General features: G+C 65.4%; 21 protein-coding genes. 19 read left to right on the top strand and 2 right to left on the bottom strand.

Annotated features, from left to right (window positions below; genetic code table 11):
• Positions 1-3: 3 nt before the first annotated feature.
• Positions 4-1,473, bottom strand: coding sequence for a LuxR C-terminal-related transcriptional regulator (locus RWQ91_RS03640; protein WP_314502661.1), 1,470 nt, complete (start codon positions 1,471-1,473; stop codon positions 4-6).
• A 91-nt stretch (positions 1,474-1,564) separates the two neighbouring features.
• On the opposite strand from RWQ91_RS03640, the gene RWQ91_RS03635 reads away from it, so the two are divergent.
• The 3 genes from RWQ91_RS03635 to RWQ91_RS03625 are packed head-to-tail and all read left to right on the top strand — an operon-like array spanning position 1,565 to position 3,882.
• Positions 1,565-2,227 carry a hypothetical protein gene (locus RWQ91_RS03635; RefSeq protein WP_314502660.1) on the top strand — a complete coding sequence of 221 codons (663 nt, stop codon included), beginning with the start codon at positions 1,565-1,567 and terminating at the stop codon, positions 2,225-2,227.
• Positions 2,224-2,844, top strand: a complete 621-nt coding sequence (locus RWQ91_RS03630) for a hypothetical protein (protein ID WP_314502659.1) — start codon at positions 2,224-2,226, stop codon at positions 2,842-2,844. Before RWQ91_RS03635 ends, RWQ91_RS03630 begins: the two co-directional genes overlap by 4 nt.
• A 45-nt stretch (positions 2,845-2,889) precedes the next feature.
• On the top strand, positions 2,890-3,882 hold the full coding sequence (locus RWQ91_RS03625; RefSeq protein ID WP_314502658.1) for an aldo/keto reductase: 993 nt from the start codon (positions 2,890-2,892) through the stop codon (positions 3,880-3,882).
• Positions 3,883-3,951: 69 nt separating this feature from the next.
• Here the strand turns inward: RWQ91_RS03625 and RWQ91_RS03620 are convergent, their stop codons facing one another.
• On the bottom strand, positions 3,952-5,847 hold the full coding sequence (locus tag RWQ91_RS03620; protein ID WP_314502657.1) for a glycosyl hydrolase family 28-related protein: 1,896 nt from the start codon (positions 5,845-5,847) through the stop codon (positions 3,952-3,954).
• Between the two features lie 157 nt (positions 5,848-6,004).
• On the opposite strand from RWQ91_RS03620, the gene RWQ91_RS03615 reads away from it, so the two are divergent.
• The 16 genes from RWQ91_RS03615 to RWQ91_RS03540 all read left to right on the top strand — a co-directional run bounded on the left by RWQ91_RS03615 (position 6,005) and on the right by RWQ91_RS03540 (position 21,505).
• Complete coding sequence (locus RWQ91_RS03615; RefSeq protein WP_314502656.1) at positions 6,005-6,397, top strand: SRPBCC family protein; 393 nt, start codon at positions 6,005-6,007, stop codon at positions 6,395-6,397.
• Between the two features lie 422 nt (positions 6,398-6,819).
• A complete protein-coding gene (locus tag RWQ91_RS03610; protein WP_314502655.1) occupies positions 6,820-9,027 on the top strand; it encodes a glycosyltransferase family 2 protein in 2,208 nt (735 codons plus the stop codon).
• Positions 9,028-9,246: 219 nt separating this feature from the next.
• Complete coding sequence (locus tag RWQ91_RS03605; RefSeq protein ID WP_314502654.1) at positions 9,247-10,890, top strand: PxKF domain-containing protein; 1,644 nt, start codon at positions 9,247-9,249, stop codon at positions 10,888-10,890.
• Between the two features lie 148 nt (positions 10,891-11,038).
• Positions 11,039-11,824 (top strand): DUF2510 domain-containing protein, encoded by a 786-nt coding sequence (locus tag RWQ91_RS03600; RefSeq protein WP_314502653.1) that lies wholly within the window; start codon positions 11,039-11,041, stop codon positions 11,822-11,824.
• 103 nt (positions 11,825-11,927) lie between these two features.
• Positions 11,928-12,179, top strand: coding sequence for a hypothetical protein (locus tag RWQ91_RS03595; RefSeq protein WP_314502652.1), 252 nt, complete (start codon positions 11,928-11,930; stop codon positions 12,177-12,179).
• Complete coding sequence (locus RWQ91_RS03590) at positions 12,176-12,472, top strand: DUF1905 domain-containing protein (protein WP_314502651.1); 297 nt, start codon at positions 12,176-12,178, stop codon at positions 12,470-12,472. Before RWQ91_RS03595 ends, RWQ91_RS03590 begins: the two co-directional genes overlap by 4 nt.
• 348 nt (positions 12,473-12,820) lie before the next feature.
• Complete coding sequence (locus RWQ91_RS03585; protein ID WP_314502650.1) at positions 12,821-13,225, top strand: prepilin-type N-terminal cleavage/methylation domain-containing protein; 405 nt, start codon at positions 12,821-12,823, stop codon at positions 13,223-13,225.
• 78 nt (positions 13,226-13,303) lie between these two features.
• Positions 13,304-13,690 (top strand): prepilin-type N-terminal cleavage/methylation domain-containing protein, encoded by a 387-nt coding sequence (locus RWQ91_RS03580; protein ID WP_314502649.1) that lies wholly within the window; start codon positions 13,304-13,306, stop codon positions 13,688-13,690.
• The gene (locus RWQ91_RS03575) at positions 13,687-14,265 is read left to right on the top strand and encodes a prepilin-type N-terminal cleavage/methylation domain-containing protein (RefSeq protein WP_314502648.1); all 579 of its coding nucleotides are present in this window, start codon (positions 13,687-13,689) and stop codon (positions 14,263-14,265) included. The genes RWQ91_RS03580 and RWQ91_RS03575 overlap by 4 nt, the downstream gene beginning before the upstream one ends.
• Positions 14,232-15,863 (top strand): hypothetical protein, encoded by a 1,632-nt coding sequence (locus tag RWQ91_RS03570; RefSeq protein ID WP_314502647.1) that lies wholly within the window; start codon positions 14,232-14,234, stop codon positions 15,861-15,863. The genes RWQ91_RS03575 and RWQ91_RS03570 overlap by 34 nt, the downstream gene beginning before the upstream one ends.
• Positions 15,864-15,866: 3 nt before the next feature.
• The gene (locus RWQ91_RS03565) at positions 15,867-16,703 is read left to right on the top strand and encodes an A24 family peptidase (RefSeq protein ID WP_314502646.1); all 837 of its coding nucleotides are present in this window, start codon (positions 15,867-15,869) and stop codon (positions 16,701-16,703) included.
• 15 nt (positions 16,704-16,718) lie between these two features.
• The gene (gene pilM, locus RWQ91_RS03560) at positions 16,719-17,726 is read left to right on the top strand and encodes a pilus assembly protein PilM (protein ID WP_314502645.1); all 1,008 of its coding nucleotides are present in this window, start codon (positions 16,719-16,721) and stop codon (positions 17,724-17,726) included.
• Complete coding sequence (locus RWQ91_RS03555) at positions 17,726-18,379, top strand: hypothetical protein (protein ID WP_314502644.1); 654 nt, start codon at positions 17,726-17,728, stop codon at positions 18,377-18,379. Before pilM ends, RWQ91_RS03555 begins: the two co-directional genes overlap by 1 nt.
• Positions 18,379-19,032 (top strand): hypothetical protein, encoded by a 654-nt coding sequence (locus RWQ91_RS03550; RefSeq protein WP_314502643.1) that lies wholly within the window; start codon positions 18,379-18,381, stop codon positions 19,030-19,032. Before RWQ91_RS03555 ends, RWQ91_RS03550 begins: the two co-directional genes overlap by 1 nt.
• Before the next feature lie 11 nt (positions 19,033-19,043).
• The gene (locus RWQ91_RS03545; RefSeq protein WP_314502642.1) at positions 19,044-20,267 is read left to right on the top strand and encodes a type IV pilus twitching motility protein PilT; all 1,224 of its coding nucleotides are present in this window, start codon (positions 19,044-19,046) and stop codon (positions 20,265-20,267) included.
• Positions 20,156-21,505, top strand: coding sequence for a type II secretion system F family protein (locus RWQ91_RS03540; RefSeq protein WP_314502641.1), 1,350 nt, complete (start codon positions 20,156-20,158; stop codon positions 21,503-21,505). The genes RWQ91_RS03545 and RWQ91_RS03540 overlap by 112 nt, the downstream gene beginning before the upstream one ends.
• Positions 21,506-21,517 lie beyond the last annotated feature (12 nt).

Here is a 21,517-nt window from a genome sequence, read left to right as displayed (position 1 = left end):
GGTTCAGGCGCGGTCCTCCGTGCGGCGCCGTGCGACCCACGAGGCGACTGCGGCCCGATTCGGAAGCTCGAGGCGGCGCAGGATGCTGCTCACATGGTTCTCCACGGTCCGTTCGGACAGGAACAGCCGATGAGCCACTTCACGATTGGTCTTGCCGGTCGCGACCAGTTCGGCCACTTCGGCCTCACGCGCCGACAGCGGGAACAGCGGATGCCGCGCTTCGCCGAGCCGGGCGATCGCTGCACGGGCGCGCTGTGAGCTCGCCGGCGCGTGCATGTCCTCACTGCGCAGAAGCGCATCGCCGAGATGCGTGCGGGCGCTCGTCGTGCGGCCCAGGAATTCGGCCAGCTCGCCGAGGTACAGCGCGACGGGTCCGTTGTACGGCGTGATGATGCTCGGCATGACGTGAAGGTGCTGATGGGGCAGCAGCATGTCGTAGAGATGTGCCGCTGCGGGCCGGTCGTCGTTCACGATGCTCAGCTCGGCGTGCCCGGTGGTGGCGACCAGCCATTCGAGAGCCGTCGGCGGTACGGCGTCCAGGTGAGGCGAGAGGGCGCGCCAGATCTCACGCGCCTCTGGAAGCCTGCCCTGCTCGACCAGGATCCGCGCCCGCCAGCCCTGGGCCAGGAACGGCGCGTCGGCGAGCGCCCGACGCACGTCCACTTCGATTGCGTCCAGATCCTCGCCGGTACGCAGCGCGAAGTTCGCGCGCAGGATCAAGTCGATGAACCGCGCCTCCTCGACTCCGGCCGCCGCGCCGAGCCGCAGGGCGTCCTGCCCGAGCGACGGCACGTCGTCGAGGTGATCGTCCATGAGCGCCGTTGTCGCGCGGATCATGGCCGTGCGCCATCGCCAGTGCGGGCTGTCCAGCCGACGGACGACCTCGCCGAGCTCGATGATGTCGCTGGTCATCTCGGCGCGACGACCGAGCTGGGCGAGCGCGTCGAGGCGCCAGAGCACGGCCCACGCGGTGTCGTCGTCGCGTCGGGCTGCGCGGGCGGTGTCGCGCATCGCCGTGGCGATCTCGAACCGTCGCTCCGTGTCGGATGGTGCGAGGGCGCCAGTGTGCGCGGCCCGCAGCTCGAGCAGGCGATCTTCGGCTTCCTCTTCGGTCATCGGTGATCCGCCCATCGATGGCGACGGCGTCCAGCCGCTGGACAGGCCCGCGAGGAAGATCTCGAGGCGTCGTCGCAGTGCCGGATCCTCGGTGCCCAGCATCCCGAGGGCGTCGATGCAGAGTGACTGGCGCGCCGTGGTCAGGTGATGCGAACCCACTTGCGGACCGGGGATCAGCATCGCGGCCTCAGCCACGATCGCCGCGTCGCCGATGTCGCGGCCGCCGGCCGCGGCAGCCAGGCACTCGCGCCACGCCCGCTCGACCGATCCGCCTGCGAGCTCACTGCGCGCCCTCGCCAGAGCGGCGAGGGCGGCCGATCGCGCCTGCTCCCCGCCGTCGCTGTGCGCGCTACCCATGCTGACCTCGACAAGAACTGCGTGTTTCCACGGATGCCGCCCCGGTGGTGGCGAGCCTATCGTCAGAGTCCTCGACAGGGAGGTGGCTCACATGAGCGATCGACAGCTGGTGGTGACGGGCGGCTGGGCTGCGGTCATCGCGGGCCTGGTGGGAGCGGGTGCGGCCGCGTTCCTGCTTCTCGTGCCGCACATGGTGGCACCGGACCGCTTCAGCTTTCCGCTGACAGCGACGGGCTTCGTGGTCATCCAGACCCTGTTCTTCCTCCACCACCTTCTCGTGGCGTGGGCGCTGTGGGCGTTCTGGCGGGGCGGTCTCGCCGGCCGCGGCACCCTGGCAGCGATCGGGGGGATCGCGTCGGTGGTCGCCCTGCTGGCGCTGTCGGTCCAGGAGCTGGTCGCGATCACCGCGGCGGAATCGGGGTACCCATCGCCGCTGACCGACGTCATCGAGTCCACCTACGGCGTCATCACCCTCGCCGCCGGCGCCGTGCTCATCGTCTTCGGCATCGCCGCTGCGCGCGCCCGAGTACTGAGCGGGCCCGGGCGTTGGCTGATCCTGGTGATCGGCATCTGGGTGATCGTTCCGCTGACGCCCGCGATCTTCGCCGGCTTCGAGCTCGGACGCATCGCGATCGGCCTGTGGTTCCTGCTGTTCACCTGGATGGGTGCGGAGATGATCCGCTGGGCGCGCTCGACGCCGTCGGAGGATGCCGCCCCCGCGGCACCCGCCGCGGAGAGAGTCGGGCGCGCATGAGGCCGGTGCGCGCAGGATCAGCCGTCGCCGTCGGAGCCCTGTGCGGGCTCGCGTGGGCGGCGGCCTTCCGCGCCGTCATGAGCGAATTCGCCGGCTACTCGTCGCAGGTGTCGTGGATCGACACCTTCGCGGCGATCCTGCTGCCCGGGGTGCTCGTCGGGGCGCTGCTCGGCTGGGCGTACGCGATCCGGCTGAGCGGAGGTCGTCGCGGCTGGCGGTGGCTGGGCCTGGCCCCGGCGGCCTTCGCGATCGCCCCCATGCTGCTGCCGGGCGCTCTGGCCCAGCTGCTCACGACCGGTCTCGGCGGGGGAGCAGTCGCGGTGGCGATGCTGGCGATCGGCGGAGGCTTCGCCCTCTCGGGCCGCGGACCGATCTGGGCGCGGATCCTCTGCGGCACGGTCAGCGCACTCCTGATCGTGGGGATCACCGTCGCGACGTTCTTCATCGCCGGCCGGCGGCTCGCGGTGTCCGAACCGCGGGGAGTCTGGGTGGCGCTGCTTGCGTTCTCGCTCCTGACCCTCCTGGCGGTCGCCTCATCCATCCCGTTGCGCCCGGTGGTGGGGCGATCAGCCCAGGACATCGCCCACACCCCCGAGGCCACGATGCCCAGGTCGTGACATGCTGGATCTCTCCGCGCCGCCGCGGATGAAGGAGGATCCCCCATGCAGCAACGCCCCCTCGGCCGCACCGGCCGTTCCGTATCCGCCATCGGCCTCGGTACCTGGCAGCTGGGCGCCGACTGGGGCGCTGTCAGCGAGGAGGACGCGCTCGCCGTGCTGGCGGCATCCGTCGAGCACGGCGTGACACTGTTCGACACGGCCGACGTCTACGGCGACGGCCGCAGCGAATCGCTGATCGGGCGCTTCCTGGCCGGGCGGCCGGGTCATGGCATCACCGTTGCCACCAAGATGGGTCGCCGCCTGCCGCAGGAGCCGGAGAACTACACGCCCGAGAATTTCCGAGCCTGGACGGAGCGTTCGCGCGCGAACCTGGGTGTCGAGACGCTCGACCTGGTGCAGCTGCACTGTCCGCCCTCGGCCGTGATCGACGATGCCGCGACCTACGACGCGCTCGACGCCCTCGTCGCGGACGGGGCGATCGCCGCCTACGGAGTGTCGGTCGAGACCTGCGCTCAGGCGCTCGCCGCCATCGCCCGGCCGCATGTGACCAACGTGCAGATCATCTTCAACCCGTTCCGGCTCAAGCCGCTCGATGAGGTGCTGCCCGCCGCTGAGGCTGCCGGCGTCGCGATCTTCGCGCGCGTGCCGCTCGCCTCGGGCCTGCTGTCGGGCAAGTACACCAGCACGACGTCGTTCGCCGAGAACGATCACCGCTCCTACAACCGTCAGGGCGAGGCGTTCGACCGTGGCGAGACCTTCTCGGGAGTCGACTACGAGGTGGGACTCGCCGCGGCAGCCGAACTGGCCGCAGCGGTCCCCGAGGGCGTCTCGCTTCCGGCGGCTACGCTCGCCTGGATCGCCTCGCGACCCGGAGTGACCAGCGCGATCCCGGGCGCACGCAATGTGGGGCAGGCGGAGTCGAACGCGGATGCCGCAGCCGCACTGTGGGGGGGCTTCGACGTCGATGCTTTCGACGCGGTCGTCAACGACGTCTACGACCGGCGCCTGCGGGAGGCGATCCACCCGCTCTGGTGACGATCGAAGTCGCCGACGAAAATGCCCCGGCAGCGCTCGCGCTGACCGGGGCATTTCGCGCTGCCTGCCCTACGGCGTCGGGTAGTCCACGATGTACGAGGGCACGCCGATGTCGTTCGTATCCGCCGGCTCGCCCACGCCGTTCACGACGTGCTCGATCGTGCCGGCCGCGAGGTTCACGGTCATGATGTGATGCAGCCGGACCCCTGGTGTCTCAGGAACCTCGAACCCGTTCGCCGTGACGATCGACGGGTTGTTCTGATTGAACACGTAGACCCCGGCGCCGTCGAGGCGATGAGTCTTCACGTTCTCGCCGACCTTGTAGCCGGGGTATCCCAGCGTGCCGTTCGGCTGCGTCCAGTCCGCCTGGGTCGGCGGGTCGTAGGGGAGCTCGTTCTGGTACAGGATCACGCGGCCGTTCTCGCCGTTCCAGACCGTGTTGAACGTCTGGAAGTGCTCGACGAACAGGCCGGTGGCGGTCACGTTCGCACCGTTGACGATCACACCGGTGGTGCCTATGTTCGTGTTCCATCGGTCGGTGTCGCCGTTCACGCCGTTCGTGAAGCCCTCGATGCCGTGGTCGGCGCGCCACACCCAGGTGTGGTCGATCAGCACGTTGTCCGAGTTGACCTCGAGCGCGGTGGTGGTCTTGCCGATGTGCGGCCCGCCGACGCGGAAGTACACGTCGCTCAGCGTGATTGGGTTGCTCGCGTCGAGCTTCTTGCCGCCGTTCGCGTTGCCGATCTTCATGAGCTGCGGCGACAGGGTCGTGCCCGCGTCGACCGTGATCCCGGCGATGACGATGCCGGCGGCATCCTTCACCTCGAGGGGTACGGCACCGCCGACCGACGTGAGCGTCGCGTGTCCCATCCCGAGGACCACAGTGTCGGCCCGCTTGATCTCGATCGTTCGGTCGATGTCGTAGACGCCCGGCGTGAAGATCAGGTGCTGACCGCGCGCGAGGGCATTGTTGATGTCCTTGACCGAGTCCGACGGGGTCGCGATGAAGAAGTCCGTGATCGGGATGCTGCGCCCTACGGTCTCGCCGGCACCCCACGAGGTTCCGACGGTGTTGGTCTGAGCCGACGGCACCCGCACGTTGTAGCGACCGTCCGCGTCGACGTAGAGGTAGGGCTTCTCGCGGCTGACGGGCGTCTTCTCGACCGTCGTGTACGGCGGGTCGGGGAAGCCGGCCTCAGTCGGACCGCCCACCACGCCCGAGAACACTTGGTTCCAGACGCCGTTGCTCCAGCCCGAGACGACGCTGTTGCGCGTGAGCCACTGCTGCTGCGAGCCGTTGATCGTGAACGACAGGTTTGAGTCGGCGATGAAGCCGCCGCTGGCGTACCGGGGTTTTGCTGAGCAGTAGTCCATCAGAGAGAGGTTCGCGCCCGAGGTCTGCACGCGTCGCATGGACACGGCCTGCGAGACCGCCCAGAAGTTCGCGCTCCGGCGGCAATCGTCCTGGCCGGCCTTGTTGACGTCGATCGAGAGGTTCGAGAGGGTGCGCCAGAAGTTGTTCAGCGCGATGCAGCTCAGCGTCGCGCCCTCACCGAAGCAGCGGTTGTAGACCTCGATGGCGCCGTTGACCGTCACATCGCCGGGGGCCGCCCCGAGGCCGGCGACCTCGGTGTAGTAGCCGACTTCGAACTGCAGGGGCGCTTCGGCGGTGCCGTACTCGCCCGGAAGGAAGTACACGCCGTGACGGCTGCTGCCCATCTCGTTGTCGCGCTGCTGGCCGGCCAGTTCGTCCATCGCAGCCTGGATGTCGCCGACCGGGGTCTCGGGGCTGAAGATCTGGACGTTGGGGCCGAAGTCCGGGTTGAACGGATCGACCGTGCGTGGGGGAGCCGCGTCGGCCGGCGCGGCGATGAGTGCGCCCGCGATGAGGGCTGCTCCGGTCGTTGCGGCGGCCAGGCGTCTTCTCGTCCGGTGCCGGGGATGGGGTGATTCGAGTGCGGACATGCGACGGTCCTCTCCATCGAGGGGGCTGACGCGGTGGGGGTACCGCGTTACTTACAGGACTGTAACCAGTCGCGGCGCCGCTTTCAATGCTGCAAGTCCAAGAGTCAGTGGCCCTCGGTACCGTGGCCGCATGCAGGAATTGACAGAGGAGACGCTGGTGGCGGCATCCCGCGATCGCGTGTGGCGGGACTTCACTGATTCGACCGCCGTCGCGGAATGGATCTGGCCGACGAGGTTCGCGACGACCGCTGTGACCGAGCCGGTGCCGATGGGAGCGTGGGAAGTTCGGTCGGACGTGGTGGGGATTGCGGTGATCGGGCGCGTTCTCGCTATCGACGCGCCGCGCCAGCTTCGCCTCGCGTGGCGATGGGACGGCGACGAACATACGAGCGACGTCGAGATCACGCTGAAACCGGCTGCAGACGGCGCAACCCGGGTCTCGGTGCGCCATACCGGATTCCAAACAGCCCAAGAGCGAGAAGAGCACGTCGAGGGCTGGTCCGACTGCCTGCAGCGGCTCGTCGAGCGTTATTCGTCGCCGCCCCGTTGACAGGAGGCTCGGGCCGCCCACACCACCACACGCGGCGCAGAGTGTTCTTGCCCCCATCTCGTACCGCGGTCGGCGAATTTGCGCGGTGGGCTCGCAGCGATAAGGTTCAACTTGGGGATGAACCTTGCTCGAGCCGAAAGAGATCCTGAGTGACGTACCTCCCTGCGCGCCCTCGCGTCGACGACGGCGTGCCGGTGCACGCGAATGTGGCCCGGCCCGATCCTTGGTGGGTGATCCTCGGGGCTGCAGGCGCGACGAGCTCCGTCTCGTCGTCTGACGCCTTCGCCGACTCCACCACAAGCTCTTCTGCACCTGTGCGCGATGATCATCCCGAGGCGATCCATGCTCGGCCCAGCGCAGCATCCCGAGTCTTCGGTTGGGTCGCGATCGCTGCGACGATCATCGCGTGGAGTTTCTTCTGTGTGGGAACTGCGCTCCGCGTCGCCGCTCAGGCCGCTCAAGGCACGCTCGGTGCGGTCGACGTTCTGCTCGTCGTCGTTTTCTCGCTGGTCACGGCGAGCATGACCTTCTCGGCCCTGATGTACCTGATGGCCCGCGGCGGCGCTCTGCGGCGGCTCAGTCGTCACGAGAGGGCTTCGCGGTCGCAGCTCGACGTGCACTTCGCCGATGGCCGGCAGTCCATGACCGTGCTCGTCCCTTCCTACGCGGAGGAGTCCCGCGTCATCCGCGCCACTCTCTGGTCGGCGGCGCTGCAGGAGTTCCCCTCCCTCCGCGTCGTCCTTCTTGTCGACGACGACCCGTTTCCGACCTCCCCCACCGTCCTCGCCAAGCTGGAGAAAACCCGCCACCTCCCCGACGACATCGCATCCGCACTCCGCGAACCCGCGCGGGAGTTCGCCGCTGCCCTCGCCGCCGCGAGCGCCGAACGCGTCCACCCCACTCCCGCGATCTCCCGCATCAAAGCCGAGGAGGTCGTCTTCCTCTACGCCCGCGCAAGCCAGTGGCTCTCGGTCATGGCGGATGCCGAAGAGGTTGTCGACCACGCGGACCAGTTCTTCGTCGACCAGGTGCTGCGTGGCCTGGCGCGCGAACTGACCGCTGTCGCCGACGACTTGAAGCACCGCATCGCGGCGGAGCACGTCGTCCTCCTGCCCGACCTGCACGAGCGCCGAGCACTCCTCGGGCGACTGGTGCGCATCTTCGACGCGCACCTCACCGTGTTCGACCGCAAACGATACGCTTCGCTCTCGCACGAGGCGAACAAAGCGATGAATCTCAATTCCTACATCGGCCTGATGGGCGCGTCGTGGGTTATCGACGAGCAACCATCCGGCGAGGGCACCGTTCGCACCCTGCAGCGGACGAGACATGCGCTGAATGCGGACTTCGACATCCCGGCATCCGACTACCTGCTCACTCTGGATGCCGACTCCCTGCTGGTCGCCGGGTACTGCGAGCGGCTCGTCCACGTCCTGGAGCAGCCGGGAAACGAGCGGATGGCCGTCATCCAGACGCCGTACTCGTCGTACCGGGGCGCGTCCTCGCTGATCGAGCGCATTGCGGGCGCCACGACGGACCTGCAGCACCTGCAGCATCAGGGCAAGTCCGCGTTCGACGCGACGTTCTGGGTCGGCGCGAACGCCATCATCCGAACCACCGCCCTGGATGACATCGTCGAGTTGCGCACCGAGGACGGGCCCGCGGGAACGCGCGAAGTGCGCACCTACATCCAAGACCGGACGGTCATCGAAGACACCGAGTCCAGCATGGACCTCGCCGCCAAGGGATGGAGCCTGTACAACTATCCCGAACGGCTCAGCTTCAGCGCGACGCCGCCCGACTTCGGGTCACTCGTCGTGCAGCGCAGGCGGTGGGCCAACGGTGGGCTGATCATCCTCCCCAAGATCACAGAGCTCGTGAGGGGGCGACGCTCTCGCGGCGAACGCATGCGCCTGGGTGAACTGCTCCTGCGCGTGGATTACCTCGGCTCCATCGCGTGGACGACGGTCGGGGTGATCCTCATGCTGATCCTGCCCGAGGCGGGGCGGCTGATGAGTCCGGTGCTGTTCCTGATCGCCCTGCCGTATTTCGCCGCCATGACCCTGGACCTGCGGGCAGGCGGGCACCGCGCCATCGATGTGGTGTGGGTCTTCTGCCTCAACCTGGTGCTCATCCCGGTCAACATGGCCGGAGTCCTCAAGTCGATGGAACAGGGACTCACGAGACGCAAGATCCCGTTTGCGCGAACACCGAAGATCGTGGACCGTGTGGCGGCTCCCGCGCTGTTCGTGGTGCTGCCCTACGCGACCGTGGTCGCCCTCGGGCTGCTGGCGTGGCGGGCCGCCGCGGAAGGACACTGGGCGGGCTTCGTGTTCGCGTGCGTGACCGGCCTCGCCTCGCTCGTCGGTGCGATCGCGTTCGTCGGGACCCGCACGGCTTTGGCCGACATCGGAGCGGGCCTGACCTTCCGGCGGAAGCCGAGAACTCCGCGGCCTGTCCGGGCGGCACGACATGGAGCACCGCGCGTACCCGCCGTCACACCGCAAGCGGTGACCGAGCGGTACTCCTACGTCTGGACGACAAGACAGGGTCGATCGGTTCGCGGTCGGTATGAATCGGTTCTGCCCACGGGCGCGGCCCACTCCGTGAAGGCGAAGGTCGGGGCCTGACCGGATTCGCAGCCCGACTGCTCAGCTCGTGCCGGAGGTCGGGCATTCGTCGCGATCGCGCGGGAGCACCATTGACAGCGCGCTGATGGCGGGCCATGATGTGCGCCATCGGCGACATTGACGTCGCATGGTGGGTTGGCGGGGGCCGACCGAAGGCCACCGGCTGGGGGAACATCGATGTCGAACTCACGGCGGATCGCGTCAGGAGCACTCGCTGGCGTGCTGATCATCGCCGGCCTCACCGCCGGCCCGGCCTTCGCCGAAGATTCCCCCGACTGGCAGACGATGCCCGGATTCCCTGTGGTCACGGGGGAAGTGTCGGTCGAGTTCCAGAGCGCGTCGTCGACCACGTCGCCCTTCAACCGCGAGGAACTGCTCGATCCGATGATCGCGTACCGCCCGGTGATCCGGAACGACTCAGATGAGATACGGCTGTTCGGCTTTGGCACGGACTTCACCATCCAGGGGCAGGTCGACCATCTGTGGACTGCTGAAGCCTGGGGTGCATTCGACGAGCTCGCCGACGAAAGCGGCATCCTGGGGAACTTCGTGCTCGAGCTTGGTCCGCACCAGTCATCCGCGGGCCTCGGCACGTGGGATGCAGGGATGCCGTCGTGGTCAGGTCACACGATTACGGTCTTCCAGCTCACTCCCGACCCCCAAGATGCCGAGGCCGACCCCACCGCGACGTCCCTCGCATCGGTGACCACGCCGGGTCGTTTCGTGGCCGCGAACCTCGACGATGGGAACCTCGATATCGCGAACCTGTCAGCCGCGATGGGGACCCGCCTGAGCGTTGCCGGAGTCGAGACCCCGGACCTCTATTCCGGTCTTGCCGGCACAGTGACAGCGTCCGGGCTTCCCCCGAACGAGCAACTGGAGCTGTGGGTCATCGAGGACTACAACTACGCGTTATTCCAGGTCATGGGCGGAGCGCTCCCGGCGGGTGCAATCAAGGTGGGTACCCGGACCGTCGATTCGAACGGGTTGCTGAGCGGGGTGTTCGTCCTCCCGTTGGGGCTCCGCGAGGATACGTCGTACCAGATGGTCGCCGGGGTGCGCGGTGAGCGCTACTGGCCGGCCGGTACGTGGGACGACTTCGTCATCAAGCCGACGCCTCCTGAAGCGCTGTGGCAGACGCCTGCGGCGACGAGCGGGGCGGTGGCCGCATCCTTCGATCTGCTCGACCTCGACGGTTTCGGGCTCAACGCGCTGCTCACCTTCGCCCAGGGTTCGTCAGCAGGTCAGACGACAGTGGTGTCCAGCGCGGTGGGTCCGCTGCCGACCGGGTTCAAGCTCGCGCTGGATTCGCCGCTCTACGTCCACATCAATTCAACGGTGACGCTTCAGGGTGAAGCAAAGGTCTGTCTCACGTACGACTCGGCGGTGTACGACGAGCCTCGGTTGTTTCACTACGATGTGGCGCTCGACGCGTGGGACGACATCACCTCCACCTACGGAGACGACGTTGTCTGCGGCTTTACGACGAGCTTCTCGCCTTTCGCTCTCGGTTACCTCGACGAGTTCGACTTCACGGGCTTCTTCAGCCCGGTCTCCATGAATGCCGAGAACCTCGCCAAGCCAGGTCAGGCCATTCCGGTCAAGTTCTCGCTGAACGGCGATCAGGGCCTCGATGTGGTGACCTCTGCTCGCTTCATCGTCGAGGGCACAGACCTGACGCCGGAGGGCGAGCTGATTCCGGCGACGACGGCCGGCGGCAGCGGTCTGAGCTATGACGCCTCCACCAGCGTCTACACCTACGTCTGGAAGACCGCGAAGACCCTGTCGCTCAAGACAGGCCGATTCGAACTGACGTTGTCCGACGACACGGTGCATACCTTCGATGTGAGTTTCAAGAAGTAGACGCGTTTCGCCGAGTGAGCCCGACTCCTGCGGGTCGTCGTGTGACGGCGGAATATCGCATCCAGTCGCCACGGCGCTATGGTTGGCGAACCGCAGGACGTCTCGTGGGGGCGACACGACTGCCGGCAGTGTCTCTTTGGGGGAGATGATGGCTGACAGCACGCCGCCGGTGGCGCCGCCGCCAGGATGGTATGCCGACTCGCCGACCCGCGCGCGCCTGCGCTGGTGGAACGGCGCCGCCTGGACCGATCACTATCAAGGCCAGACCGACGCAGTACCGGTGATCGAGCCGAGCGCGCCAGAGACGGCCGCACCACCCTCGACGCGCGCCCAGCGCAGGGCGGCCGCAGAAAGCACCGAGCGACGAACGGATGCCGCATCCCCACCGCCGGTGGCGGTGGCGTCCGCGACCGTGGAGCCGCAACCGGCGACACCGCCCGCCATCGCCCCAGGAGCGCCGCCCGAGCGCCCCGCCGCAAGCCGCCTTGCCGAGGCTTTTCCCGACCAGATCATGGACCGCACACCGCGGATGGGGGAGTACCGTCCACCGCTGGCGCCGGTCACCTATCGGCCACCGCCCGGAACGCATGTCGCGTCGACGCGGGCGACTTATCTGGCGATCCCGCAGAAGAACGGTCCGGCGAGGGCGTCGCTGATTCTGATTCTCATCAGCCTGCTCGGCGGGGTGGCCGTTTTCTGGTTCGTCACGGGCGCCGACCCCGCGCTCGTCGGCATCGTCAACCTCGTCAATGGCGCCATACTGCTTGTCGCGTTCATCCTGGCCGTGATCGCCGTCGTCGCATCGGTGCAGCGCCCGACCAAGATGCGCGAGCCCGTCTTCGCCCTGGTCGTGTCATCGCTGCTCATCGTCGGCACGATCGTGGTGTTCACGGCGCGAGTCGTCGGGGCTGGCATGGTCGCCGGCGGGGGCTAGGCTCGCCGGCATGAACAAGTGGCGCCTCTTGGTTGCTCCGCTCCTACTAGCCGCGACGCTGAGCGGATGTGCGATGCCGGCGCCAGCTCCAATCCCGAACCCGGTGAGCGACCTCATCGATCTGATTCCGTGGGCCAAGTCGGTGGCGGGCGATGCGACAGTTCAAGAGCTCACGTCGCGGATCGCTGAGGTGACGGCCGGCCTGTCGTCGTTGGACATCCCCGAAGCCGACCGCGCTGCTTTGCAGGCAAGACTGACGGCGCTCGGTGCGGCTATCGCTGCCGATCCCAGCGAAGTCGCGAAGCATGCTGACGAGCTGAACGAGATCCTCGACGACATCCGGGCGGCCTCGTGATCGTCGCGTTCGACGGCGAGATCTTTCGGTGGGAGGCCCGCGAGGACGCCGCTTGGTTCTTCACCGCCGTTCCGCCCGAGTTGAGCGCGGATATCCGTGAGATCCCCCGGCCCCAGCGCGGGTTCGGATCGGTTCGCGTGCGGGCTCGAGTGGGTGGGTCCGACTGGACGACGTCGATCTTCCCCGGCTCCGACGGTGTCTATGTGCTGCCGCTGAAGAAGAAGGTTCGGGATGCCGAGTCCCTCGTCGACGGCGGGCCGGTGTACGTGCGACTTGAAGTGCTGGACGGGTGATTCAGCTGTTTGACCCCTGCGGCCTTGGGCCCAAACTGTGCGAAGCCTGAGCTAAACTCCGTTGACAGAGGATGAGAGAAATCTCATGCTTGGTGATTGGGAGAAGATTCACGCCTGCGTGGATCCCGTAGCGGCTTTTGGGGAGTTCGCCAGGGATCCATGGTGAAGCGACTCGTTCCATTTCTGGGGATGGCGGAACGAGGTACGTGCGCGCGTGCGTCATCGACCCGCTCTGGGGGATCTGGGAACGCGCTGCTGGGTGTTGCCGCAACTGGCCCATGGCTGGTCACTGCAGAGCTGACCATCAACAACACATCCAATTGGAGTTGCACGCACATGCACACTTTCGTGAAGAACTACATCGACGCCAAGAAGCGTCAGAAGCTCGAAGAGACAGGCGAAGAGGGCTTCTCGCTCATCGAGCTCATCATCGTCGTCGTGATCCTGGGCATCCTGGTAGCAATCGCGATCCCGCTATTCGCGAACATTCAGCTACAGGCTCAGACGAACGCGCTGAAGGCAGCAGCCGCAAGCGGCGCAACTGCCGCTGCCGCCGCGCTTGCGCAGGAGGGTGGAACTGCGGATGATGCGGTTACAGCCGCCGCTACGGCAGGTCAGGACGGCATCGAAGTTTCCCTCGTGGACGAGACTGTCACAACCATTGACGCCATCTGCGCGAGCGCGGAGAACGCCGCTTGGGACATCGACCCGCAGACGTCTGGGCCCGCCTGCTCGGCAGTACCAGCAGGATAAATAGAAGACATGGCCCGGGACCCTGCCAAGCGGGTCCCGGGCCATTCTCCGCTGGAGATTGTGACGGTAGGTTCGGTCATGGATGAAAATCAGGGGTTCAGCCTCGTTGAGGTTGTTATCGCCATGCTCATTCTCGGGATCATTGCGATCGCGCTCATTCCTCCACTTTGGCAGGGTGTCGAGCTCTCCTCGAAGCAGTCCGTCGTTGCAACAGCCACCCGCCAGCTAAATGCGTTAGTTGAGCAGATGCGTGAAGACCCTTCGTGTGCGACATTGGGCGGTGTTGCAACGTCCAAGAAGTTTCGTGATGGCGGCGTAGTAGCTGGGAACCCATACGACTTCGAGATCACGACAGCACCTTTCACCTGCGCTTCCAAGACTTTGGTTCCGATACAGATGACGGCAACCGATATGTCGGGCGCTGCGGTGGCGACCATCACAGCGAAAGTGTTTGCGAGCGGATGATCGCTACGGTCATGGAAGTGAAAGTGGAGGATGATTCCGGGGGAACTCGGGATGATTCCGGGGTGACTCTGATTGAACTGATCGTCGGAATCCTCGTCTCCACCGTCGTATTGATGGGCGTGAGTTCCATTCTCATTGGAGCGTGGCTCACGCAGAGCGACGTGATTTCGACGAGCGAGGCGACAAACCGCGGCCAACTAGTGAGTTCCGCAGTAGAGAAGGCTATGCGCAACGGCCTCTATTTCGATGTTTCTGCGGGAGGAACTGTCCTCATGATCGAGACGACTCTCAACGGACAGCTCAAGTGTCAGGCGTTTCGGCTCGACGAGGAAGTCGCTCAACTAAAGACTGCTGAGAGCGGATTGCCTTCCGCGCCATGGGGGACTTGGCTTGCGGAGGATGCAGATCGCGGATGGCAAGCTCTCGTCGGACAGTCCGGCTCAACCAGCTTCTTCGTTGCCACTGGCGAGACATTGACGTACACATTCGACATCGAGACAGAGTCTGCTCCCGTGCAGTTCCGCGGCGAAGCCTCCCTCCGATGGGTAGAGAGCGGGAGTCCATCATGCTGGTGACCCACCGGTTGCTGCGCAGGAGGGACGACGACGGTGCCGTTCTCGTCACCGTCGTCGTGGTCATGCTTGTCGGCTTCGTTGTCTCGACAGTGATTGCTGCATCGGTGCTGTTCACCATCAGATCGAATGTCGGAAACACGGATCGCACTCAGGCCTTCATCTCCGCAGAGTCTGGGAGGGATGCTGCTCTCGCTTCGCTCTCAGGCGCGATTAACGCGTCAGGCGATCTCGTCTGCAATTCGGGTCTGCTCAGCGGAACCGGCACCGACCCCATGTACACGTATCAAATTCGTTCCACCGTCAATACGACGCGACCTCTCACCTGGGAGACTGCTGGCCTTTCGGATACATGTCCGACAGTCGCATCCAAGTTCGTAGTCGTACAGTCGACAGGCACTGCCCCCAATGGTTCTACGGCGAGAATTGACTCCGTGTACCCCTGGCGTGTCACGCACATTGAGCAGCCTGCGGGAACCATGGCCTACTTCGATGGAGAGTTCAAGGCGACGAAGTCGACCTATGAGGGCGATCTGGTGATCCGTGGTACAGCGCCTTATACGTGCAACAACTCCAGCGTGATCGACGGTGATCTCTGGGTTGTGAAGGCAAGCGTCATCCTCAGCACGGACTGCACCATCACGGGGAGTGTCTATGTATTCGGCACGGTCGACGGATCGAGCAGTGGCATCAAAATCGGCGGGGACCTCATCGCGGGCGGCGACGTCAATATGACCTCCAATGGTGTCACCGTTGGAGGCAAGATTCAGTCGGGCGCGAAGGTGACTCTCAGCAACACAGGTAGCACCAAGGGCACCGTCGTCGGTGACGTGATAGCGCGGACGACCGCTACCGTCGGTGACAAATGGGTTCACCCCGGTCCACCAGAAACGGCCATCGTGCCGATTCAAGGTGCGCCCGCTCCCGTATTCGCCCCCACGCTGACTGCGGTCTTCGATGTCACCAAGTGGTTGGAGATCACGTCACCCGGAGTTTGGGGTTCCCCTTCATCCACGCCGAGCACCACCACGTATACGACCTGCGACCCCGCGGTCATTCGCACCCAGCTCGCAAACGCCAGTGCGGGTCGGGCACTGTTCGACATGTCCGCATGCCTCACGCCCAGCAAGAAGACCGTGAACGTTCATCTGGAGGGTGCGGCCATATCGGTGGCTCGTGACGCCGTCTTCTACGTCCCTGCCAACAAGCAGATGGACCTGCAGATAACCACTCCGATCTCGAAAGCCTCGGGCGATCCTGAGCTGCTGTTCGTGCACGCGGACAGCAACAGCGGCGACGGTGCTCCCACTGCCTGCGCCGAGGGTCAGGACGGTCTAAAAATATCTGCGTCCGTCGGCCCGCGGTCCATGATCTACAGCCCCTGCGGGCTGAACGGCAATCTTTCGGTGGCGTTCAGCGGACAGCTCTACACCGCCAACTCCGGCAACCACTTGGTGCTTTCTTCATTCACTTGCACACCGATGGGTTGGCTGCCCGCTTTTGGAAACCTCAGTTGTGGTGTCAAGGGTGAAGGCGGAGCTCTTGACACGTCGAAGGACGTTGTGTCGTTGGACCTTCTGGTCTATCAGACCGAGCGGTAGCGGATGGAGTACCTGGTCGCCTTAGTTGTAGCAGTTTCCGCCGTCTTGGGCTTGGTAATCGGCTCGTTCTTGAACGTCGTCGCTTACCGCGTGCCCGCGCACATCTCGCTCCTGCGGGAGAGTCGGTGCCCACACTGCGATGCCACGGTGAAACCCTGGCAGAACGTGCCGGTCGTGTCCTGGGTGGCGCTTCGCGGCAGATGCGCGTCATGCTCGTCGCCGATCTCAGGGCGTTATCCGGTCGTCGAGGCGCTAACCGGCGCGGGGTTCGGAGTGGTGACGTGGTGGCTCCTGGCGACATCCGACATCTCTCGCGCAACGTCGGCCGACGCCTGGTCGCTCGGCCTAATAATCGTCGCGTTCCTATACTTCGCGTCCATCAGCATTGTGCTGACCCTCATCGACCTAGATACTCACCGCCTGCCGAACAACATCGTGCTGCCCAGCTACCTCGTCGCTGGCGCCCTACTTACGGCGGCTGCCATTCTCGGTGACGAATGGACTGCGCTTCTTCGTGCTGCCATCGGAATGGCGGCGATGTACGGCTTCTACTTGGCACTGCGCTTGGTGCGTCCCGGCGGCATGGGAGGTGGCGACGTGAAATTGGCGGGTGTCGTCGGCCTGTACTTGGGCTGGGTCGGATGGGGCGCCTTGGCAGTCGGCGCGTTCGCTGCGTTCTTCTACGGCGGCGTGTTCGGCATCGCACTGTTGATTGGACGTCGAGCCGGACGCAAGACTGCCATCCCCTTCGGACCATGGATGATCCTGGGCGCATGGACGGGTGTTTTCGCGGGCGACGCCGTCGGCCGTTGGTACGTGAATCTGATCACAGCGGGTTGAGGAAGAGGACAGCGAATGGCAAAGACGATCGTGGGGCTCGAGGTGACCGAAGAGAGCGTGCGCGCAGCGGAGGTCTCACTCGGTCGCAAGCCGCAGCTGGTCGCCTACGGCGAGGTGCCGTTGCCGCCCGAGTCGGCGAAAGACTCCGAGGTGATCGACCAGGGGGCGGTGGCGGTGGCGCTGCGCCAGTTGTGGACTGGAGCGCGCTTCAAGAGCAAGGATGTCGTGCTCGGTCTCGCAAGCCGCCGCATCCTCGTGCGCGAATACACGACCCAGGTCATGCGTGCTGACTTGCTTCGCGACGCGCTGCCGTATCAGGTGCAGGATCTCTTGCCGGTACCGGCCAGTCAAGCTGTGCTGGACTTCTATCCGCTGGCCGAGCACGATGGCCAGGTCTCGGGTCTGCTGGTCGCCGCGGTCGCCGAGAATGTCGAACAGATCATCGCTACGTTGTCGCGGGTCAAGCTCAGGGCACGCGCTGTCGACCTCGCGGCTTTCGGCTTAGGGCGGGTCACGGCGCCGCTCGCGAACGCGGACGAAACGGTAGCGAGCGTCAACATCGGCGACCACACGACACAGGTGGTGGTCTCCCGTGGTGGCATCCCTCAGTTCGTCCGGCTGCTTCCGGTCGATGTGCCCACCACGGCAACCCAGCGGCACGCCGTCGCAGACGAATTCGCCCAGGCTCCGTCGCTGGAGTACGCCTCAGCGGCCAGCACTCGACCCCGCGGTGCAATGCGATCTTCGGCGTCGCCGGGAGTGTCGGACCTCGCCGCGCGGCTACGTAGCACGCTGGCGTTCTTCGCCAGCCGACCTAACGCGACGGCCTTGTCGCAGGTGTTCGTCACGGGTGCCGGCATCGCGATCGAGGGAATGTTGCCTGCCCTTGCGGCTGCTGTCGACACCCCGTTGCGCGTGGTGAACGTAGAAGATGTCATCGGGATGAGCGCAGCCTCGCCCGGAGGAGAGTTCGGGCTGAACCTGGTTGGCACGGTAGGAATCGCTACGGGAGGAGGTCGCTGATGGCCGCAGTCGCGGTGTCGGCGCTGGGGGGTTTCCCTCGCGTCAACCTCATGCCCCGATCGGAAGTCGCGCGCCGCGAGCGGGACAAGCTGACGCGGGCGTGGGTGTGGGGCGTTCTCGGAGCGATCATCGTCGCCGTCCTCATCATTGCCGCAGCGTTCTACCTCAAGTGGAGTGCCGACCAGAGGCTTGCGGCGGAGCAGGCGCAGAGCAATCAACTCCTGCTCGAGATCGCCTCGCTTTCGGAGGTCAGCGAGGCGCTGGCTGCCCAGGCGGAGCTCACCGCCTTCCGCAGCGAGTCCATGGCCGCTGATCTCGTCTGGGCTCCCGTGATCGCGAAGGTGACGGGCGTCCTCCCCGGTCAAACGCGACTGACAGGTTACGACTTCGCGGTGGGCGGCGCTCCCCAATCCGATGACCCGACGGCAGAGCAGGGTCTCGTGGGCACCGTCAGCTTCGACAGTCCGACGCCGCTCGATATTGTGGGTCTCATCCGGTCGTTGCGCGGAGTCGAGGGTGTCCTGTTCGCAGACGGACAATCCGTGACCTCGAGCCAGGTCGACTCTGGTCGCTATGCCTACCTTCTGAACGTCGTCTTCGACCAATCCATTTACTCGGGCGCGTTTGCGGCTGCCGCGGAAGGTGAGAACTGATGTCCAAGGGACTGATCACACTCATCGGGGTCGTCGTCTCGATCGGCGTCATAGCGCTGGGCTTTTTCCTGGTCGCTCTGCCGATCTGGCTCCAGTCCGTCGCGGTCGATGCGCAAACGCAGACTGTCCAGTCGACCAATGCTCTCTACCAGTCGCAAGTGGACACCTTGGGCGATCAGGAAGAGAATCTCGACGCGATCAACGGCGAAGTCGCTGGTCTGCGTGCACAGATCCCCGCTTCCGGTCAGCTCGATGACGTTTTCGAAGTCATCGGTCGGGCGGCGGAAGCTTCCGGTGCGTCGATCCTCAGTATCACCGCAGGCGAAACCACCGCATTCGTCGTGCGCACTGGCGTGGAGGAGGATGGCGTCGAAGCACCGCCGGCAGTGGCGACACCGGCACCTGACGCCTCAGAGGCTCCGGAGGCCGGCGTGCCGGACGACGCAATCCCGCCTGTCGCCCCCGCCGCAGGCCGTCAGCAGGTCGACTTCGCGATCACCGTCACTGCGCCGACCATGGACCAAGCCACCGCCTTTCTCGATGCACTGCGAGCAGGCCCGCGACTGCTGAGCAGCATCACGGCCACCGCTTCCGATAACGGCGAGGGCGGCGTCGCCCTGCAGGTCTCCGCGCTCACCTTCGTCGACGAGTGAGGATGACGACAGTGACTGGAATCGATTTTCACGCGCTTCTCCTTCAAGGGGCACGAAGCCGCGCTTCCGATATCCACCTCACGTCGGGGTTCCCGGCGTTGCAGCGGGTGGACGGTGACCTCGTGCCGATCGACGGTTATCCCGAAGCGCTCTCTGAGCAATGGGTGGAGCACGCCGCATTCGGGCTCATGACGGAGTCACAGATCCAGGAGTTCCAGGAGCGTGGAGAGGTCGACCTCGCTCACGCCGCGGACGACATCGGTCGCTTTCGAGTCAACGTGTTCCGCCAGCTGGGGTCCATTGCTGTCGCACTTCGCTTCATCCCCGACCGCGTGTACTCCCTCGAGGAATTAGGGGCGCCGCCGATCGCGCGCGACCTGGCGCTGCTCCCACGCGGGCTCGTGCTGCTCACCGGCCCCACCGGTTCGGGTAAATCGACGACGCTGACCGCGATGGTCGACATCATCAACGAGTTGCTTCCCGTTCACGTCATCACTATTGAAGATCCAATCGAATTCCATCACGAGAGCAAGCGAGCCCTGGTCCACCAGCGCGAGGTCGGCACCGACACCGGATCCTTTGCCGAGGCCCTTCGCCGCGTGCTCCGACAGGACCCGGACGTGATCCTCATCGGCGAGCTGCGTGACCCGGAGTCCATCCACGCTGCTCTTTCGGCAGCCGAGACAGGCCACCTGGTGCTGTCGACCCTTCACACGCAGGGGGCATCGAAGAGCATCAACCGCATCGTCGACGTTTTTCCCGCCGACCAGCAGCAGCAAATTCGAACGCAGCTGGGTGACACCCTTCAAGGTGTCATCAGCCAGACGCTTATGCCCCTTGCCCAGACCAACGGCCGGACGATCGCCACCGAGGTGCTGGTGAACACTCCTGCCGTCGCGAACATGATCCGCGAAGGTCAGATCGCGCAGCTCTACTCCGCGATGCAGGCGGGCTCTTCGGTCGGAATGCACACACTCGATCAGGATCTGCGCCGGCTGGTCGAGGAGGGAACAATCGCGCCGAACGTTGCGCGGTCGTTCGCTGTGGATCCACGCAACCTCGACGATGTTCGTGTGCGCGCGCAGGACTTCGACGCCGAGGCGTGGTCGCATCACGCCGGTGAGTGGCATCAACCGGTGCCGGGCAACCGAGCGGTAGCAGACACGAAAGTCGGGACCGGGCTGGGTATGGGATCGCGCTTCGGGACGCCCGTGGGCACGGGATCGGAAGGCTAGTCATGGCAGTTCTGCAGGAATTCCAGTACCGGGCCGTAGACCCGCGGGGCGGCGGAGTGCTCAAGGGTGTCATCGAGGCGCCCACGGAGTCGGCCGTCACCAGCAAGCTCAAGGCGCAGGGCTTGACGCCTCTCGAAGTGCACCTCAAGTCCAAGACGGGACTCAACCGCGACATCAAACTGCCAGGTGGCACCAAGCACGTGAAGGCGCGTTCTCTGGCCGTCTTCTCGCGACAGATGGCAGGTCTCATCAATGCCGGTCTACCTCTGATGCGGACTCTTGCCATCCTCATCGAGCAAACCGACGACAAGAAGCTGCAGCCCGCGCTCGTGCAGGTGCAAGCCGATGTCGAAAGCGGCTCGTCGCTTTCCGGCGCGATGGCTCGACACCCGCAGACGTTCCCGCCTCTGATGCTGAGCATCATTCGCGTTGGCGAGACCGGTGGATTCCTCGGCGCCGCGCTCTCTTCGATAGCCGAGAACTACCAGCGCGAGGCGGAGCTTCAGAACAAAATTCGCGCCGCGGTGACGTATCCGATCATCGTGCTCATCATCGCCGTTATCGGCGTGCTGGTCATGGTCACCTTCGTCGTGCCGGTCTTCGAGAACATGTTCACGAGTCTGGGATCCTCGTTGCCCCTGCCCACCCAGATCCTCGTCACCCTCTCGAAGAACATGTGGTGGGTCCTGCCGATCATCGCCGTTGTGGTGATCGTTGCCGTCATCTGGTGGCGCGCCAACAAGCACACCGAGCAGGTGCGGCGAGTCGTCGATCCGCTCAAGCTGAAGCTTCCGATCTTCGGCAAGCTCGCGACGAAGATCGCGGTTGCCCGGTTCAGCCGCAACCTGTCGATGATGCTCGCCGCGGGCGTGCCGATCATCCAGGCGCTCTCGATCGTCGGCCAAGCATCGAACAACTGGAAGATCGAGGGCGCTGTGCGCGACATCCAGGAATCGATCCGTCAGGGACGTTCCTTCTCGGGACCCCTCGCCAAGTCCGCAGTGTTTCCGGCGATGGTGGCGCAGATGGTTTCGGTCGGCGAGGAATCCGGCACGCTCGTCGACATGCTCAAGAGCATCGCCGAGTTCTACGAGGACGAGGTCGAGACGGCCACAGAGCAGCTCTCGGCCACGATCGAGCCGGTGCTCATCGTCGGCCTGGGCATCATCATCGGGGGCATGGTGATTTCGCTCTACCTGCCGATCTTCACCCTGTACGGAGAGATCGCCAACCAGTAGGGGTGGTCGACG

This window comes from uncultured Microbacterium sp. (assembly GCF_963524805.1).
Taxonomy (GTDB): Bacteria; Actinomycetota; Actinomycetes; order Actinomycetales; family Microbacteriaceae; genus Microbacterium.
Note: the sequence above shows the minus strand (reverse complement) of the source record. Positions and strands in the feature narration are given on the sequence as shown.